Genomic DNA, 15,430 nt, shown 5'->3' with positions numbered 1-15,430 from the left:
GATTCAGATCAAAGCGCGCGGGCGTGAGGAGCTTGCTCGTCATGCTGCAGGCGCCGGTTCGTTGGTTTTGGCGAGCCAGCCGGTGGCTTGCTTGCTGACGCTCTCCAGCATCTGGATGGCCTTGCCCCAGTGGGCCGGCGCCACGGCCTTCAGGTCCAGCGCTACGCGCAGCCACATGGTGGCCGCGCGCTGGTGCGCCAGGATGCCCCGAAGGTGCTCCGCCCGCTGCCGGCCCCGCGTGGCGTTGGCCAGCGCCATGAGGTTCAGCATGTCGGAGCAGTTGGCGACGATCTTCTCGCCCACGGCGCGCTTGTAGTCGCGCTTCATCTTGACCAGGATCAGCGTGGCGATCCCCAAGAGGTCGCTGCCGGTTTTGTGAATGGGCAACTGGGTGTGCATGACCATGATGCTGTTTCGCTCAGGGGTTCAAAGGATCAAAGGAACAATCTGCGGACTGGAACGGCCCGGAACTCACAGCCCTTGCTGTTGGTGCCCTGGTCGCCGTAGTAGAAGAACTGGCACCAGGCGTTGTTGGCCGAGTACTGCGTGCTGGTCCACACCACACCGTCGCCGATCACGCTCTTGAGCGTGGCGAACATCAGCAACACCTCGGCGCGCGAGGGCAGATACATGCCTTTGCCAAGGGCCTGCACACGCTGGGCAAGCTCAAGGCCTGCGGTGCTCATGGCCTGGGTGTTGGCCAGCCCGTCGTACATGTCGGCCGCACCCTCGATCTGTGTGCCGTAGCCGCCCCACTTCACGTCGGTGAGCGTGTTGATGTGTTCCTTGGGCACCAGCGCGTGCCAGTAGCGGCCGCCTGGGGTCATCTGCAACCCGGCGTACCAGGCGTCGTGTTCGGGCCAGAAGGCGCCGGCCGCCACCGGGGCGGCGAGCGAGTGGGCAATGGGGTCGCCTGCCGGCTCGGCGGTGGATTCGTCGGCGCTGACGAACTTCGGGTCGAGCGCGCGGCTGAGCGCGTCCATGACAGCGCGTGAGCGCGGGGAGAGTTCAAACTCAATGGGGATGGTGATGGCGGACATGGTGGTGATCAGAAAAAAGGAACAAAGGAACGAAGGTCAGACGATCTGAATGCAGCGGACTGGAACGGCCCGGAACTCACAGTCCTTGAGGCCGGTGTCCTGGTAGCCGTAGTTGAAGTACTGGTACCAGGCGTTGTCGGCCGAGAACTGCGTGCTGAGCCAGTAGTACTCGTCTTGCTGCATCAGGTGCTTGGCGTTGGCGGCGAGCAGGTGGCCGTCGGCCTGGCTGGGCAAGGCCCAATCGGTGTGGCCGTCGATGTCGAGCGCCAGAATCTTCTGGGCCAGCGCGCTGCCGGCGGCGGCCATGGCCTCGGTGTTGGCGCGGCCATCGTGGTAGCTGTCGGCGCCGGTGATGCGCTTGCCGTATTCGCCCCACTGCTGGTCTTCGAGCTCGCGAGTGCCGATGGCTGCAACGACGTGAAAGGCCTTGCCGTCGGGCGTGGCCTTTATGCCGATGTAGGTGCCGCCCTGGCCTTGCCAGGTGGTGAGCGGTGCGGGCGGGGTGATGGTGGCGACGGTCATGGTGGTTCCTTTGGTGGAGGTGGTGGGTGAGGTGATGGGTTGCATGGCGTGCTGCGTGAGCACGGTGGCGATGGCGGCTTCGCCCTGGTCGATCAGGGCCTGCAGCAGCTCGCCTTCGTCGCCGCCCTCGGCCTCGACGTTCTTCACCACGCGCAGTGCTTGCTCCAGCAGCGTGGCCATGACGAGGATCTGGCCGACGAGGGTGGTGGTTGGGTTGGGCGCTGCCGGTGCAATGAGTCCCTGGCGTTCCAGGTTGCGGATGACGGCGGCTTCCCCGGCGTTGCGCTGGACGATCTGGATTTCGTGCAGGAGGCTCATGCCGCTTCCTCCGCGTCTTCATCCTGCTCGTCGCCCTCGGCGCTTCCCCCGCCCCCGGCCGCCGCCTGCTGCCGCTCCAGGTCTTCCAGCACCTTGTCGCGCACGGCCAGTACGTCGATGCCCTGGGCTTCGAAGAACGCGGCTTCCTGCTCGACGTTGTACAAGTTGCCGGTGTACCAATCGAGGGCCTGTTCCATGGCGGCCATGGTGATCAACTGGCCGAGCTGGTCGGCGTCGAGCGCTCCGATCTTCTCGCGCAGGTATTCCTCGGGCTCGTCCGCGTCCACGGCCTCTTCCCAGCCCATGAAGGCTTCGACGTGGGGGTGTGCGTCTTCGGTCTGGCACATGATGGCGATGGCGGCCAGGCGCAGGTCTTCCACGGTGCGCGGGCGGTTGCGCACGCCGTCGAACAGGCGGTAAAACAGGGCGCGGCGCACGTCCAAGTGCCTCAGAGCTCGGTGCTCTTCGGGCACGGGTGCTGCGTGGGGCGGCGGCGCGCCCTTGGGGCCCGGCTTGTCGCCTTCGTCGTCACCCTCGGTGGGCACCAGCTTCTGGGCCACCTCGTCGGGGATCATTTCCACGGCCTTGTTGGTGTGGGGGTTGATCACGATCACGGGCTTGGGCGCTTTGCGGCCCTGGGCGCGCAGGGCGTCTTCGTAGGTGACGACGCGCATCGTCTCGTCGTCACCCAGCTCGGTGTAGGCGGTGGCGGTGAGCGGGGTGTAGCCCATCACGTAGCTGCTGTGCGGGCTGGGCACCAGCTTTGCGGCCTCGGCCCCGTCGATCACTTCCAGCCCGCGGGCCTTGGCGTCGGCGTGCACGCGCTGCACGTGGGCGGCTTTCTTGGACTCCCAGCAGGCGGTGTCAAGGCAGCTGTCATCCCCAGCGTCGCGCGATTCGGCGAACAGGTCGGCCGCGGCCTGGCTGCGCTTGGGGCAGGTGCTGCAGGGGCCGGCGTTGAACACGAGGCCCGGGTCCTGCGTGTCGAAGGCGGCGGTTTTGAGCAGGGTGTTGAGCTTGCGGTACAGCTCCAGCACCACGGTGCGAAAGGGCGCGGGGATGCGCCGGCCGTCGGTGCCGGTGGCCTCCATGGCCTTGATGATCTTCACGGCCTTGGCCTGGGTTTCGGCGGGGTAGTGGGCCACGGCGAGGCCGGTGCTGAGCTGCAGCACGCCGTCGTACATGGCTTCCCGGCTGGCGGGGGTGAGGTCGAGCAGCTTCATGCGCTTGCGCACGTAGCTGGTGCCGCGGCCTTTGCCCATGCGCTCGGCGATCTGTTCCACGGTGTAGCCCAGCTCGTCGCGCAGCAGGGCGAAGCCTTCGGCCTCTTCCATGGGGTCGAGGTCTTCGCGTTCGATGTTTTCGACCAGCTGCATTTCGAGCACGGCCCGGTCGTCCATGTGGCGCACAAACATGGGCATGGCGCTCAGCTCGGCCAGCTGGGCCGCGCGCCAGCGGCGCTCGCCGGCGATCACTTCGTAGGCCGGGCGTGGGTCCATGCCGCTGGTTTCGACCACGCGGCCAGCGGGCAGCGGGCGCACCAGGATCGGGTTGCCCAGGCCGTGCTGCAAGATGCTGTCGGCCAGGGCGCGCAGGCTGTCCAGGTCGAGCCCGCGGCGGCGCCGGGGGTTGGTGGTGCTGTTGATGGCGTCGAGCGGGTGGGCGTTGACGAGGCGGATGGGTTCGGGCTCGGCGGCGGTGGTGGCGCTGCTGGGCGTGCTGGCGTTCGCACTGTCCAGCTGCTCGGCGCTGGGGGCGCTGGTGACGATGAAGTCGGCTCGGAAAAGGCGCGTTGGCTTCTGGTTGCCAACCTTCACCATGTAGCCGCCTAACGGGTCGCGGCCGGTGATCACGCCGTGGAGCCCGGCGGACTTGTGTGGGGCGTCGACTTCGTTGGTCAGATCGTGCCTGATCTGCACGGTGGAGCCCACGGCGGGGTCGTTGGCCGTGAGGGTGGTGGTTTCTTGGGTTTCGGTGGTCATGGGGTGGTCTCGGGGGTGGGGGTTTAGGCCATCGTTTCCGATGTGCGGTCGTGCTCGATGGCCTTTGTCGGATCGGCTGTGCGCCAGTCCGGCCACTTGCGGCCCTCGTTCTTGGATTGCTTTGCAACAATGGCTTTGGTGATCTGCTCGGGCGTTGCGCCGGAGCGCCATGCGCCATCGAAGGCCAGGATGATCACGTCAACCCACTCGGCCAGCGTCGGCAGGCCAGCCGCTGCATCGTCCTGAACCTCGCGCAGTTCCTTGCGGATGTGGTCGCACACGCCGGCCGTCCGGTCGCCAGGGCCGAAGGTGCGCTCGCTGAATGCGATCTGGCGGTGCAGATGCGTCACAAGGTCGAACTGCAGCGGGAGGTGCATGACCTTCATGCCGAGCCGGTGGGCGACGTGCAGTTCAAGGTGCGCGCCCTTGCTGCCCTCCCACCCGGGCATCAGCGCGATGCCATCGCAGGTGCAAAGCTCGCTCAGGTCGGCGCGCAGGCACAGTTCCCACGTTCCAGCCTCTTGAATCTCCGCAGGGCTGACGACATCGAAGCCGGTTGAGCGCAGGGCAGCGGCCCAACGATGAAACTCGGGGAAGTTGTTGTCAGTAATGCCGCTCATGGGGCCGCTGAGATAGATGCGCATGGTTTCCTTGATGGTTTCGGTTGGTGAATCAGGCTGGTTGGCCGAGGTGGTGTTCGAGCGAGGTCACCCGCCCATCGGGGTAATGCAGCCGGTTTCCCATGCGGCTCGGCAAATCGAACGCGGCGTAGCGTTCGGGGCCGATGCCGGGGTTGCGCTGCAGCTCGGTGCCGGCGTAGGTGCCTGTCGGGCGCGTGGCGGTGCGGCCCACGGCCTCGGGCAAGCTGTAGCGCGGCGGCTTGCTGGCGCTGGAGTGCAGGCGCCCGCGTTGCGAGAGCATCGTCACGGCCGGCCGCACCACGTTGATGGGCTGGCCCACACGGTGGGCGAGCGTGGCGAGCGGCAGGCCCCGCCCGGCTGCGCCCAGCGTGGCGAGGATGGCAGCGTCCAGCTCGTTGTTGCTGAGCTGGGGTGCTGCGGGCGCTGGCTTGGCGGCGGGCGCCGCTTGGTCGGGGTTGTCGATCCCCCGCAGCTTGGCGCGGCCCCTGGGCGTGATGCACAGGCCGGTCTCGGTGCGCAGCGCGTGGCCGAGTTGCACCAGATTGTTCATGGTATTGGTCTCCAGACCGGCAATGGCGGCCTTGATGGTGGACAGCGGGGTGGCGCCGTTCGCGCTCAGGTGCCTGAGCGCTGCGATGGTGATGGGGGCGAGGGCTCCGCGCATGGCTCAGGCCCCGGCCACGGGTTGCGCGGTGTTGGCGGTCTCGGCGTGCGCGTGCACGTCCTCGACGCCCCACTGCTTGCGGGTGCGGTTGTAGATTTCCAGCGCCGCGGCCTGGGCCGGGCTGCAGGGCTTGCCCACGGCGGGCTGGAAGTCGCTGTGCACCGCCACGCCGCCGCTTGGCGTGTCGGTGAATGTCATGTGGACTTGTGGCATGGGGTTCTCCGGGTTCGTCGCTGTGTCACTGCCCGGCGGCGAGGCGCCGCAGGATTTCCGTGAACAGGAGGTCGGCCTGGGCCGGGGAGGTGGCGCGGGCATGCAGCGCCATAAGGGTGCACACCGGGTCGCTGTGCTGTTCGCTGTGGGCGGCCTGGATGAGGTTCCACCCCAGGCCGCCGGCGCTGGAGCGGGTGACGATGCAGTGCTGGGCTGCGGGTACCACGGCTGTGCTCGGCGCCGGGAAAACGGCCACGAGTGATTTGCTGGTGTCGCCACCGATGGTCATGGTGTTGGACGCATCGGCCGCCGCATCGCCGCCCGCCGCGCTGGTTTTGGTGGCGGTGGTGTTGGCGATGGCCGCCGCGTTTCCATTGCCAGTAGCCACCGGGCTGCTGATGGCCGTGTTCGGCGGCGTGCTGACGTTGCACTGAATGCACGGCACGGGCGTGGGGTTGGGGCGCGGCGTGTCGCCGTCCTGAGCAGCCGCCGACGACGCGGCGAGCGCTGCAGCGAGCAGGCCAATGGTGGTTTTCATCTTGGGTTTGAGCATGGTTCCTCCGGTTGGGTGGGTTGGGGTTGGTGGTGGTGATGGGTCAGTCGTCGCGGTCGCCCGCGGCGGCTTTCTTGCGGTCCAGCCGGTAGGGCTGTGGATGGGGCGGCGGTGGCGCGTGGTGCTCGATCGGGTTCACCGGTTGGCACGGCCTGGTCAGTCGCCGCGCGGCGGCCCTGGCTGCGGCCAGCGCTTCCAGGCGCACCAGCTGCCCGCGCCTCGGGTCGGCCATCACCGCGTCGAAGCTGTTGGGCCAGGCGCTCAGGCAGCGGCGTGTGCGCATGGCGGCCCAGGCGGCACGCAGCTGCTGCTCGGTGAGGTGGGTGGGCATGGCTCAGGCCTTCTGTACGGCGGCGAAGAGCAGGGCGGCCAGGGCAGCGAAATACACGGCCAGCAGGACGTGCGTGCGCCGCCGGCGCGACCGGTCCAGCTCCTCCGCCGCGGCCTTTTGGGCGGCCAGCCGGTCGTGTGCCGATTGGCTGACGGTGGGTAGAGCGGCGTCCACACGCCTGCACGCAGCCCGGTAGTGCTCCCCCAGGGAGTCCAGCTCTCGCACCGCGCGCAACGTGGGTGCGTTGTCGCGCAGCAGGTAGCGGTCGGCCGTCATGGGCCGGTGCTGCGGCTGTGGCGCCGGCTGTTGGCGGATGGCACCAGTGCGCAAGCCCTCTTGGATGGCCTGGGCGCTGCGGGTGCCTTCGCTCAGTCGCTTGACGGGGGCGACTTTGGCGGGCTGCTGCATGGCGGCGAACTCGGCGGCGTCGATGCGGCGCAGCAGCTCGGCGCGGCGGGGGTGTTGGGTCGGGTGGCTCATCGCTCGCTCCCCGTCCATGCCACGGCCGCGCCGGTGGTGCGCGGCTCGGTGGGCGGTGTGCACACCAGCCGGCCTTCTGGCGTCCATGCGGCCACGCTGCCGGTGCCCAGTTCGGCGCGGCACAGGGCGCGCGCTGCGCGGTCGATGCGGGCCTCCGTGGCGGCCACGGCCGCGTCCATCGCGTCGAGCGTTTGGGCGGCCTGCGAGTCGCGCTCCAACTGGTGGACGATGCCGAAAAACAGCACCACAAGCAGGATGGCGGCGAGCCAGTTCACGACGGTCGCGCTGGGGGTGAGGTGGCGGTTCATGCCAAAGTACCGAAGGATTGAAGGATCAATCTGCGGACTGGAACGGCCCGGAACTCACAGCCCTTGTAGTAGGCGTGCTGGAGGCCGCCGCTGAAGAGCTGGTACCAGGCGTCGTCGGCCGAGGACTGCGTGCTCGTCCATATCCAGCCCCCACCGATCTGGTCTTTCAGGGTGGCGAACAGCTGCAGGGCCTCGACGCGGCTGGGCAGGTAGCAGCCATCGCCGTGGGCCATCACGGCGGCCGCAGCGGGCGAGCTGGCGGCGGCCAGGGCCTGCGTGTTGCTCAGGCCGTCGTGCAGGCTGTCGGCGCCTTCGATCTTCCGGCCGTACTCGCCCCATGCCTTTTCGCCCACGGCGGCGAAGTCGGCCGGCAGCAGCAGGGCGAACACGCGGCCGTCGGGATAGGCCACGGGCCCGGCGTACCAGGCGTTTTGCTCGGGCCAGAACTGGCCGGGCGCGGGTGGGGTGGTGCCGCTGCCCGCGGCTGGGGTTTGGTGTGCCATCTGGCCCTCCGTTTTGTGGACGTGAGGGATATTTAACCATAGTTCAGTATGGAGTGCAACTATGGTTCAGTTATTTGTAAAATGGTGCTGTAAAGTTCGGCTGGAACGCCACAACTTTCAGGAGGGGAAAATGCTTCCGTTGATTTGGTTTTTGCTGGCTATCGCAGTAGGTGTACTGGCCAGCAAGAGGGGGCGCAGCGGCTTCGGATGGTTCGTTATCGCCTTGTTGTTAAGTCCGCTGATCGGCTTTGTGTTTGTCTTGATCGCGAAGGACCTCAGTACATCAGCGGGAGCGGTCAACGCCGCCCCAACGGGATCCACCCACGTGCGGTGTCCTGCTTGCGCGGAGTGGGTATTGCCAGAGGCCTCGGTGTGCAAGCACTGCGGCGGCGCTCTGGCGCCTGATGCCGACTTCTACGTGGTGCGAGCGAAGATCGCCGAGGCAAGCAAGAAAGAAGATAACAGCAATCTTGCAATTGGCGTTGGGGCTATTGTTGCGGTGATCGTGTTGGCAAACGTTGTCAGCAAGTGCACCGGGTGACCCGGCTGACTGAAGGATTGGCGCCTGCCTTACAACAGGTCGCGCGGCTCCCTGTTGTTATGCGGCCACTGATAGAGCCTGGCCGTCGCCGGGTTTATCGAGCGTTGCGACAAACACCCGCAAATTGAGCACAGCGGCTCGGCGGTCTTGGTCTGAAAGGCTCTGCAAGGTTCGGATGGCCTCCGCAATCCAGGCGTCTTCATGCAAGAACGCTGGACGGATGTCCGGTGGTTTGATGTCGCTCACGCCCGCTGCGGGTGAGCGCTCTCGTGGTGTGAAACTCGCCTCAACGTCTATGGCGTCGGCTGCTTTGATGGGGCCTTTGCCGGTGGCAAGCCAGCGGCTTGTGATGCCAAGAAAGGCTGCGGCTACATCGTTATTGGCGGCGCTGAATGCCTTGGTTTTGCCATCCATCACCTTCTTCACGGCTTGGTAGCTTACGCCCATGTGGTCGGCGAGCCGTTGCGCTGTCGTACCGACCTCTTTCATCGCCCAGTTGAGGCGGTCTCTGTAATCTCTGAAATCAACCATGGTTGATGTTCCCATGTTCTCCGGGAACTATGGTTGCATAGTTGCATGAACTATGGTTCAATGCGACCTTATGAAAAAGTCGCAAGCCATCGAACTGCTCGGGGGAACTGTGCCAAAGGCCGCAGAAGCCCTTCGAGTTACCTACCAGGCCGTGGACAAGTGGCCGGACGATCTGCCTCTGCGGATATCTGACCGTGTTCTCGGGGCCTACACCCGCCTGCATGGTGCTGTGCCGGTGGCTAAAGACCCGGACGCCCCGCAGCCCGCAGAGCAGGCGGCCAACGCCGCCACACCCCAAGAACAGCCCGCCACGACCGAGGCCGCAGGGCAGGGCGCCTGAGTCCCTTCGGGCGCTGCGCGCGCCCGCTTCATCAACCACCCCGAGGAGAACACCCATGGTCCAACAAGGCACCACCCTTCGCGTCGATTTGCCAGCCGATGAAAAGCAGAAGCAGTACCTGACTGATGAGCGTCGAGAGTCGCTGGAGAGGCTGGTTTGCGATGTGGTTCGCGATGCACTCGACCGCCAGCCAGGCCTCACTGAGGAGCAATTGGGCACCAGGGCCGTGATCGCGGCCCGGGCCGGGATGGCGGGGTTTGCCGCTGTGCTGTCAAGCGATGAATGGAAGGCGCCTGTGACTGACCACGAGCTTGCGCAAGAGATAGCCCTGCTGGCCGCTTTAATTGAGCGCCTGCGGAAAGTTACGGCCAACCAGGGCGCCGCCCTACGCGTCGATCCAATCTCTGCCGAGGAACCGGCTTGCGACTTGGTGCGTGACGAGACGGCCCGATCGCCCGAACTCCCCGCGGGCCAGTACATCGACCCGGCCTTGCCCGGGATTGTGATGCTCTCGCGCAGGGAGTTTCCGCTCGATCTCAGTGACCCGGAGACGCGGGAGTCACTACAACGACTTGGATATGCCCTGCCTGATCTTGATGCGTCTGGATCTGCACCACGCGCACAGGCACCGGCTGGCGCGTGACGGCATCCAGAATGAACGGCACCGTGAGAACGTCGTTTTCGTGGGGGAACTTGGGCACCTCGCCTTTGTACCCCTCGACGAAGTGCAGCTTGCCCACGTCTCCGGCGGGGCATGCCCATTTCACGCGTGGGTTGATCAGCAGTTGCGGTTCCATGGGTCTGCCCTTTCTGGTGGGTGGTTGGGGTGAGAGCCGCCACTTTACCGGGCTGGGCAGGCCCGCCATTCAGCGGCCCCAGCGCCTCGCCTCGCGTGCCATCAGCACGAACACTCTCACCGCGCCCGCCGGTGCTTTGCGCCGCCTGGCCTTGATCGCCAGCCGCGCCATGGCGCGCGCGGCGGCCCTTCGATCCGTTTTCCCCCACCACCCCTCTGGCGCGGTTGCCCGCGCTGCCCTGGCCCGGGCGAGGTCTTCCTCCCTGATCAAAAACGCTGCGGGCCGGGCGGGTGGTGGGTTTTTCTTTTTCATGGTGTGTGTTCGGGTGCATGCAAAAAATTTTGCCCATCGGTGCCACTCAACACCACTCAACAAATTTGAGAGGCACTGAAATGCACCAGGTTGCACTGCCCGTAGAGGTGTCGCCGGCCGAGGTGATGCGCAAGCCCTCGCTGGGCGCCGCGCTCGATCTCTGCCTTGAGCTGGGCGGCTTTGAGCCCAAGCAGGTGCAGCACGCGCTGAAGCTCGACAAGGCGCAGTTCAGCCGCTGGGCGAGCGGCCAGGAAGGTGTGAACTGGCCCAAGCTGTCAGCGGTGATGGACCACTGCGGCAACGACGCGCCGTTGCTCTGGATGAACCACGCCCGGGGTTACGACCTGTTTGCCATGCGCAAGGTCGAGACCGCGCTGGAGCGAGAAAACCGGGTGTTGCGCACGCAGGTGGAAGCGTTGACGCAGGTGCTGCGGGGAAAGCTCGCCTGATGTCGTCCTACGAGAACCTTCAACAGGTGTTGCTCCAGATGGAGCAGTTCGGCATTGCGCTGAAAGACAAGGACGTGCAGGCCTTCCCCAAGCGGCTGGACAAGCGGGTCACGTGCGGCCAGGGTGGCAAGGACTACTACAAGCTGCACGAGTTTCGCCCCGATTCGGGTGGGCTGTACCTCACGGGCTATTTCGGCACCTACCGCCACGGCGGCAGCTTCGAGAAGGTGGTGCCCGACTGGAAGCCCATGGCCGAGGAAGAGCGCGCGCGCCAGAAGGCCGAGCGCGAGGCCGCCCAGGCCCGGGCCGCTGCCGAGCGCGCGGCCGAGATCGCCAACGCCGCGGCCGAGGCCATCACGATCTGGCGCAAGGGCGTGAAAGAGGGCGTTGCCTCGCCCTACCTGGAGCGCAAGCAGGTGGTGGGCGAGGCCTGCCGCTGGCTGCGCGAGCAACTGGTGCTGCGCTGGCCCGGTGACCGCCCGGGCGAGGCCGACACGGTGGTGCGCCTGGTGGGCGGCACGCTGCTGGTGCCGCTGGTGCGGCTGGACTACCCGAAAGACCAAGCCCTGCGCGGCCTGCAGTTCATCACCCCCGACGGCGCCAAGATCTACCAGCGCGGTTTCGAAAAGCCGGGCAGCTGTGTGCGGCTGGGCAGTGTGGATGGCGCGGCGCTGGCGCTGCTGCTGGTGTGCGAGGGCTATGCCACGGGCCTCACGATCCGCATGGCCACAGGCCACCGCCTGCCGGTGTTCGTGGCGTTCGACGCGGGCAACCTGGCGCACGTGGTGCCGCTGCTGCGCAGCCTGTACCCCTCGACCCACCGAATCCTGATCTGTGCCGACGACGACTGGCGCACGAAGGACCGCCGCACCGGCAAGCTGTTGAACCCGGGCCGCACGGCCGCCAAGAAGGTGGCGCGCGATGTGCCGGGCTGCGACTTCGTCTACCCGGTGTTCGGCCCCAATCGGGGCGAGAAGGACACGGACTTCAACGACCTGCACGTGCTGGCCGGCCTGGACGCGGTGACGCGCCAGCTGGACGGGGTGATCAACGTGATGGGGCGGGTGTATGGCTGAGCAGTTGCCACCCGATCACCCTATGGACGCAGCCGGAGAAGTCGGCGAACCAGCGCCGCAGGCGCCCGAGTCCGCCAGTGCGGACTCGCCTTCGCCGTCGTCAGCCCTCGGCGCGTCAGCGCCGCTGGACAACGTTGTCTCGCTGGCGGAAGCGGCGGCGTGGCGCAAGGCTGTGGAAGAGGGCATCGCGGCTGCATCGTCGCCTCCCCCCTCCCCCCAAGAAAGCGCTATTGCGCAACCATCGGGGGACGGGGGAGAGCCCGGTGCCTCGGGCGAATCTTCCTCCGGCAAGGCCACTGCCAAGCCCAAGAAGCCCGAGAAGGCGGTGGACTGGGGCAAATTCAACATCCTGGCCGAACATTTCGCGCTGATCTATGGCACCGACACGGTGTGGGATGGCACGCAGCGCATGATCATGAAGATCGCCAACATGGGCCACGCCCATGGGTCTGAGATGGTGCGGCTGTGGAAGGGCAGCGAGCGCCGGCGCACGGTGCTGCCGTCTGACGTGGTGTTCGACCCCACGGAGACCTGCGACGCCCGGTGCGTCAATCTTTACCACGGCCTGGCCATGGAGCCGGTCGATGGCGATGTGAAGCCCATGCTGGACCTGGTGCGCTACCTGGTGAGCCGGGCCAGCGACAACGCTGACGACGTGGACGCCATCATGCACTGGCTGCTGTGCTGGCTGGCATACCCGCTGCAGCACCCGGGCGCGAAGATGCGCACCTCGGTAATCATGCACGGCGACGAGGGAGCGGGTAAGAACTTCCTATTCGACACCGTGGTGTCGATCTATGGAAAATACGGCGCGCTGGTCGGCCAGGACGAACTGGAAGACAAGTTCAACGACTGGCGGTCGTGCAAGTTGTTTGTGGTGGGCGACGAGGTGTCGAGCCGCGCCGAGCTGGTGCACAACAAGAACCGGCTCAAGGCGCTGATCACCTCGCCCACGGTGCAGATCAACCCCAAGAACCTGCCCAGGCGCGAGGAAGCGAACCACATCAACATCGTGTTCCTGAGCAACGAACTGCAGCCGCTGGCGCTGGACAACAGCGACCGGCGGTATCTGGTGGTGTACACGCCCAGGGCGCGGGAGTTCGAGTTTTACAGGGCACTGGGCGAGTGGCGCAAAAACGGCGGCACCGAAGCCTTCATGGCCTACCTGTTGTCGTATCCGCTCGATGGCTTCGACCCCTACAGCCCGGCGCCCTACACCGAGGCCAAAACCAACCTCATCACGCTCAACCGCAAGAGCCCTGAGCAGTTCTGGTGGGAGTGGGCCAACGGCGAGCTGGATCTGCCGTACTGCACCTGCTCGATGCAGCAGGTGTACCGGGCCTACACCAAGTGGTGCGCGCGCACCGGGGACCGCTATCCGTTCAAGCGCGAGCAGTTCACGCCCACGGTGTGCCGCTTCAGCGAGAGCCAGGGCAAGCCGGCACGGGTCAAGCCCATGAAGCTGGAGACCGAGGGCGCGAAGAAGGTGGAGCGCATGTTCCTGGTGTGCGACCCAGACGACGCCATTGCCCGCCTGTACGACGACACGGGCATGCCCATGACCCAGGGCGCCTGGGCCACCGACTGCGTGACCACCTTCGAGCCTCACCTGCGCAGCTACCTCGGTTGGTCGAAAGATGGGAAACCCCCCTCCCCGGGTGGATCGAGTGTCGGCGAAGGAGAGGGCGAATGACATTTCACGGTTACGCGGTTGCGCGGGGGTGTAACTCCGAAACCCAGCAACGACGCTGGGAGTTACGCGGTTACGCGGTTACGCGACCCATCTATACATGTGCGTGTGTGCGTGGGCGGGCGGGCGCGTGTGTGTGCGTGCACGTGCATGTACCTGTGTGTTGGTGTAACCACGTAACCGTGCAACTCGCTAGGCGGGCTGCGGGTTACGCGGTTACGCGCACGCGCAACCGCGTAACTCGCTTTTCTCTTTTTCAAAAGAAAAAAGGAAACAGGATGGGCGACCCCCTCGACCAACAGCCAAACGCCCCAGCAGCGCCAGATTCCGAGCCTGCTGCAGGGGTTTCGGCACGCAGGCAAGCCATGCCCGAGGTGGCGGCCTTCATCGACCTGTGCCGCGCAGCCTATGACGGGCAGTTCGTCGACGTGGACGCCGCCATGGCCACCGCCCAGCAGGCCCGTCGTGAGCACGCCCAGGTGCTGGAAGAGCAGGGCGCTGAAGCCGCGGCCCGTTGGCTCAAGCGCAACGCCCACCGCTGCACCTTCCACGCAGAAGAGGCTGGCCGCTCGGTCGGTATGGCCTCGCCCTTCGGCCGCACCACCAACACCACCCAGATCTGACCCATGAAAATCCGCATCGATTCCAACTTCCCCGAGGTGCAGGCCTGGGTGCAGAAGCTGGGCGCCAGCGTCAACACCGCATCTCGCGAGGCACTGAACCGCACGGCAGAGTGGGCCGAGACCGACGTGCGCCGCGAGATGCGCAAGGTGTTCGACCGCCCCGTCCCGTTCACCCTGCGCTCGCTGCGCGTGTTCTATGCCAGCGCCCGCAAGCCCGAGGCGATGCTGTGGTTCAGGCAGCGCAGCCACGACGCCGACAAGCTGTGGGCCCGACCCCAGATCGCCGGTGGTCAGCGCGACATGAAGCCCATGGAGATGCGCCTGCAGCGCATCGGCGTGTTGCCGCAAGGCTGGTTTATCGTGCCGGGCGATGCCGCACCCCTCGATGCCTACGGCAACATGAGCGCGGGCGAGATCTCCCGCATCCTCAACGTGCTGGGAAGCTACACCGAGAGCGGCTTCAACAAGGCCAACATCAAGACCCGGCAGCGCCTGCGCAAGGGCAATGAGAAGAAGGGGGTGTACGGCTTCGAATACTGGGTGAACCCGGTGGGTGGCAGCCGAGCGAGGCACCTGCAGCCCGGCGTCTACCGCCGCGTGTACACCGCCTTTGGCACCAGCCTCAAGCCCATGATGATCTTCGTAAACCGAGCGCACTACACCGCGCGCCTCGACTTCTTCGGCATCGTCAACAAGACCGTGCAGCGCCGCTTCCCCGACGAGTTCGACAAAGCCCTGCGCTCCCTCATGGCCACCGGCTCAGCCTCGGCCTACCGCAAGCAGGGGGTCAAGTGAAACAGACCACCCCCCCCAACGGGTCCTTTGAAACCCCACCCAAACGCGGGCAATTGATACCGCGTCGGAGCGCTAGCGGGGTGGCTGGGGAAAAGTTGACACACGGGTTGACAGATGGCGAAAAGTGACCCGAACCTGTTGACACAGGCGGAATACGCGCGGTCGCGGAAGGATCGCGGGCTCCCGGGCGCGTCGCGGGAGTCGGTGCGCAAGGCGGTGGACGAAAAACGCATCAGTGCGTTCGGCCCGGACAAGCTGATCGACCAGGCGCTGGCGGACAGCCAGTGGGCGCGCAACACCCGGGCGCGTGTGGGCTCCAGCGATGCTGGACACGTATCCGACCCGGCCGGCGACCTGCTGAGCGCACCAGGTGCATCGACCGCCGAGCCTGCAGCCGCGCCGGCGCCTGCCCCAGACGGCTACACCGCCGCCCGCGCGCGCACCGAGCAGGCCAACGCTGGCATCGCCGAGCTGCAGCTGGCGAAGCTTCGCGGCGAGGTGCGCGACGTGAGCGACATCAACCGGGGCGGCTTCGACATCGCACGCGAACTGCGCGACGCCATGGACTCCTCGGTCAATACCCTGGCGGCCGAGCTGGCCCCGTTGGACAGCGCCGACGCTTGCGCCCAGGTGCTGCGCCGGCACAACCGCACCATCCAGGAGATGCTGGCCAAGGGCCTGCGCGAGAAACTCAGCGTGAAGGTGGCCGCCGAGTGAACGA

Annotated in this window: 23 protein-coding genes; 9 read left to right on the top strand and 14 right to left on the bottom strand. The window is 66.4% G+C overall.

Annotated features, from left to right (window positions below):
* Positions 1-39: 39 nt before the first annotated feature.
* Genes KIH07_RS17045 through KIH07_RS16990 form a run of 12 tightly spaced genes read right to left on the bottom strand, consistent with a single transcriptional unit; the run spans position 40 to position 7,555 of the window.
* A complete protein-coding gene (locus tag KIH07_RS17045; RefSeq protein ID WP_226493106.1) occupies positions 40-405 on the bottom strand; it encodes a four helix bundle protein in 366 nt (121 codons plus the stop codon).
* 29 nt (positions 406-434) lie between these two features.
* Positions 435-1,040: a DUF1566 domain-containing protein gene (locus tag KIH07_RS17040; RefSeq protein WP_226493105.1), complete on the bottom strand. Its 606-nt coding sequence runs from the start codon at positions 1,038-1,040 to the stop codon at positions 435-437.
* Positions 1,041-1,076: 36 nt separating this feature from the next.
* A complete protein-coding gene (locus KIH07_RS17035) occupies positions 1,077-1,880 on the bottom strand; it encodes a DUF1566 domain-containing protein (RefSeq protein WP_226493104.1) in 804 nt (267 codons plus the stop codon).
* Positions 1,877-3,862: a ParB/RepB/Spo0J family partition protein gene (locus KIH07_RS17030; RefSeq protein WP_264181851.1), complete on the bottom strand. Its 1,986-nt coding sequence runs from the start codon at positions 3,860-3,862 to the stop codon at positions 1,877-1,879. The genes KIH07_RS17035 and KIH07_RS17030 overlap by 4 nt, the downstream gene beginning before the upstream one ends.
* Before the next feature lie 23 nt (positions 3,863-3,885).
* A complete protein-coding gene (locus KIH07_RS17025) occupies positions 3,886-4,506 on the bottom strand; it encodes a dATP/dGTP pyrophosphohydrolase domain-containing protein (RefSeq protein ID WP_226493103.1) in 621 nt (206 codons plus the stop codon).
* Positions 4,507-4,534: 28 nt separating this feature from the next.
* Positions 4,535-5,167, bottom strand: coding sequence for a hypothetical protein (locus KIH07_RS17020; protein WP_226493102.1), 633 nt, complete (start codon positions 5,165-5,167; stop codon positions 4,535-4,537).
* 3 nt (positions 5,168-5,170) lie between these two features.
* Positions 5,171-5,380, bottom strand: coding sequence for a hypothetical protein (locus tag KIH07_RS17015; RefSeq protein ID WP_226493101.1), 210 nt, complete (start codon positions 5,378-5,380; stop codon positions 5,171-5,173).
* A 25-nt stretch (positions 5,381-5,405) separates the two neighbouring features.
* Positions 5,406-5,933: a hypothetical protein gene (locus KIH07_RS17010; RefSeq protein WP_226493100.1), complete on the bottom strand. Its 528-nt coding sequence runs from the start codon at positions 5,931-5,933 to the stop codon at positions 5,406-5,408.
* Between the two features lie 43 nt (positions 5,934-5,976).
* Positions 5,977-6,264: a hypothetical protein gene (locus tag KIH07_RS17005; protein ID WP_226493099.1), complete on the bottom strand. Its 288-nt coding sequence runs from the start codon at positions 6,262-6,264 to the stop codon at positions 5,977-5,979.
* 3 nt (positions 6,265-6,267) lie between these two features.
* Positions 6,268-6,744: a hypothetical protein gene (locus KIH07_RS17000; protein ID WP_226493098.1), complete on the bottom strand. Its 477-nt coding sequence runs from the start codon at positions 6,742-6,744 to the stop codon at positions 6,268-6,270.
* Entirely contained in the window at positions 6,741-7,052 is a 312-nt protein-coding gene (locus KIH07_RS16995; RefSeq protein WP_226493097.1) for a hypothetical protein, read from the bottom strand. Before KIH07_RS16995 ends, KIH07_RS17000 begins: the two co-directional genes overlap by 4 nt.
* On the bottom strand, positions 7,049-7,555 hold the full coding sequence (locus tag KIH07_RS16990) for a DUF1566 domain-containing protein (protein ID WP_226493096.1): 507 nt from the start codon (positions 7,553-7,555) through the stop codon (positions 7,049-7,051). Before KIH07_RS16990 ends, KIH07_RS16995 begins: the two co-directional genes overlap by 4 nt.
* Positions 7,556-7,616: 61 nt before the next feature.
* Here KIH07_RS16990 and KIH07_RS16985 point away from each other — a divergent pair, with 61 nt between their 5' ends.
* A complete protein-coding gene (locus tag KIH07_RS16985) occupies positions 7,617-8,096 on the top strand; it encodes a hypothetical protein (protein WP_226493095.1) in 480 nt (159 codons plus the stop codon).
* Between the two features lie 57 nt (positions 8,097-8,153).
* Here the strand turns inward: KIH07_RS16985 and KIH07_RS16980 are convergent, their stop codons facing one another.
* Positions 8,154-8,627, bottom strand: coding sequence for a hypothetical protein (locus tag KIH07_RS16980; RefSeq protein WP_226493094.1), 474 nt, complete (start codon positions 8,625-8,627; stop codon positions 8,154-8,156).
* A 70-nt stretch (positions 8,628-8,697) separates the two neighbouring features.
* Here KIH07_RS16980 and KIH07_RS16975 point away from each other — a divergent pair, with 70 nt between their 5' ends.
* Both KIH07_RS16975 and KIH07_RS16970 read left to right on the top strand, forming a co-directional pair.
* Positions 8,698-8,967, top strand: a complete 270-nt coding sequence (locus tag KIH07_RS16975) for a Cro/CI family transcriptional regulator (protein ID WP_226493093.1) — start codon at positions 8,698-8,700, stop codon at positions 8,965-8,967.
* Positions 8,968-9,022: 55 nt separating this feature from the next.
* Positions 9,023-9,610 (top strand): hypothetical protein, encoded by a 588-nt coding sequence (locus KIH07_RS16970; RefSeq protein WP_226493092.1) that lies wholly within the window; start codon positions 9,023-9,025, stop codon positions 9,608-9,610.
* A gap of 223 nt (positions 9,611-9,833) precedes the next feature.
* Here KIH07_RS16970 and KIH07_RS16965 read toward each other — a convergent pair whose 3' ends face one another.
* Complete coding sequence (locus KIH07_RS16965; RefSeq protein WP_226493091.1) at positions 9,834-10,076, bottom strand: hypothetical protein; 243 nt, start codon at positions 10,074-10,076, stop codon at positions 9,834-9,836.
* Between the two features lie 80 nt (positions 10,077-10,156).
* Here KIH07_RS16965 and KIH07_RS16960 point away from each other — a divergent pair, with 80 nt between their 5' ends.
* The 6 genes from KIH07_RS16960 (at position 10,157) to KIH07_RS16935 (ending at position 15,426) form a co-directional block, all read left to right on the top strand.
* A complete protein-coding gene (locus KIH07_RS16960) occupies positions 10,157-10,525 on the top strand; it encodes a hypothetical protein (protein WP_226493090.1) in 369 nt (122 codons plus the stop codon).
* Positions 10,525-11,601 carry a toprim domain-containing protein gene (locus KIH07_RS16955; RefSeq protein WP_226493089.1) on the top strand — a complete coding sequence of 359 codons (1,077 nt, stop codon included), beginning with the start codon at positions 10,525-10,527 and terminating at the stop codon, positions 11,599-11,601. Before KIH07_RS16960 ends, KIH07_RS16955 begins: the two co-directional genes overlap by 1 nt.
* Positions 11,602-11,623: 22 nt before the next feature.
* Positions 11,624-13,294: a primase-helicase family protein gene (locus tag KIH07_RS16950; RefSeq protein ID WP_226493088.1), complete on the top strand. Its 1,671-nt coding sequence runs from the start codon at positions 11,624-11,626 to the stop codon at positions 13,292-13,294.
* A gap of 362 nt (positions 13,295-13,656) precedes the next feature.
* Positions 13,657-13,914: a hypothetical protein gene (locus tag KIH07_RS16945; protein WP_226493087.1), complete on the top strand. Its 258-nt coding sequence runs from the start codon at positions 13,657-13,659 to the stop codon at positions 13,912-13,914.
* Between the two features lie 3 nt (positions 13,915-13,917).
* On the top strand, positions 13,918-14,709 hold the full coding sequence (locus KIH07_RS16940) for a hypothetical protein (protein WP_226493086.1): 792 nt from the start codon (positions 13,918-13,920) through the stop codon (positions 14,707-14,709).
* A gap of 216 nt (positions 14,710-14,925) precedes the next feature.
* Positions 14,926-15,426 carry a hypothetical protein gene (locus tag KIH07_RS16935; protein WP_226493085.1) on the top strand — a complete coding sequence of 167 codons (501 nt, stop codon included), beginning with the start codon at positions 14,926-14,928 and terminating at the stop codon, positions 15,424-15,426.
* Positions 15,427-15,430: the final 4 nt, after the last annotated feature.

The sequence above is a fragment of the Hydrogenophaga taeniospiralis genome (assembly GCF_020510445.1).
GTDB lineage: Bacteria > Pseudomonadota > Gammaproteobacteria > Burkholderiales > Burkholderiaceae_C > Hydrogenophaga.
The sequence above is the reverse complement of the archived record's forward strand: the minus strand, read 5'-3'. Positions and strand labels throughout refer to the sequence as shown.